Below are 1,026 nucleotides of genomic sequence, written 5' to 3'. Positions count from 1 at the left end.
CCTCAGGGCCGAGCAGAACGCTGGCACTGGATCGTTGGTCGGCGCGCAGCTCGGCAACCCTCTTGCGCATTCCACGCTGTGCGAACTGGCCGCGAAGTTCCTCCGGCACTCTGCGACCGGGCCCGCTGGGCGTCTCGTCAGGGACGATGTTGCCGGCGGCGTCGATGTCGAACGAGAGGCCGTCGTGCTCCATGCGCACGCCGTCGCCCGCCGTGCGGCACAGGTCTCGCCCGATCGCGGTGACCCGCTGGCCCGATAGCCAGTCGACCCGTGGCGCAACCATGATGGTCGTCGTACGCCGGGTGGCACCGTCCGGCGTCGGACCGAGCAGGATTCCACCGCCGGGGACAGCGGACATCGCGAACCTCCAGAGGTCAGGAAAGTACAATGAGTTGAATCTTTGGAACCCTCGTACCATACTCATGTACCACCGATCGCTAGATGGAGACAACCGTGAGCCTGACTGCTGGAGCCCGCCTGAAGACCGCGACGTCGACCCTGGAGGTCGTCGTCGTGACCGCACCGACCATCGAGGCCGAGCTTCTCGCCGCCGGCGAGCCGATGAGCACCGACGCGACGCCCGGCCCCGCCGGTGCCGCGACGTACGCGATCGGGAAGCGCTACGTCGAGGACGCCTCCGGTATCGAGGTCCTCGTGGTCAAGCCCGGTCCCGGCCCGCTGTCGATCGGCGGCAGCGAACTGGTCATCAAGGAAGCCAAGCCGCTTCCCGCCTCCGACTGAGCGAGATCTGGGCGACGGAGCGCACCCTGGCATGCCGCCACGGGGCCGCTCGTCGAGTCAGTGCCGTTTCGATGGATCTCGATCAGCCTCTTCCTTTAATTGATTGAACTGGTTTACTGTCATCCAGCGCACTACGTGAGCCGACCGCCCGCTGGCGCGCGACCCAGACCTGGATGACTGAAGGAGTGCACGGCATGACCGCAGTACAGAGCGAGAGCGGCGTCCTGGCCGGCGAGGCGCGGATGCTCATCGGAGGCGAGCTCGTCGAGGCCGAGGGTGGCCGGA

2 protein-coding genes are annotated in these 1,026 nt (G+C 67.0%); one reads left to right on the top strand and one right to left on the bottom strand.

Features of this window, described 5'->3' with window-relative positions; genetic code table 11:
• Positions 1-358 (bottom strand): hypothetical protein (locus tag ACXJKL_RS21495; RefSeq protein ID WP_457209022.1); only part of this gene is annotated, 358 nt, incomplete at its 3' end.
• A gap of 95 nt (positions 359-453) precedes the next feature.
• Here ACXJKL_RS21495 and ACXJKL_RS21490 point away from each other — a divergent pair.
• Positions 454-741, top strand: a complete 288-nt coding sequence (locus ACXJKL_RS21490; protein ID WP_457209021.1) for a hypothetical protein — start codon at positions 454-456, stop codon at positions 739-741.
• Positions 742-1,026: the final 285 nt, after the last annotated feature.

It is taken from the genome of Nocardioides sp. P5_C9_2 (assembly GCF_054049555.1).
This window is presented reverse-complemented; position numbering and strand designations above follow the sequence as displayed.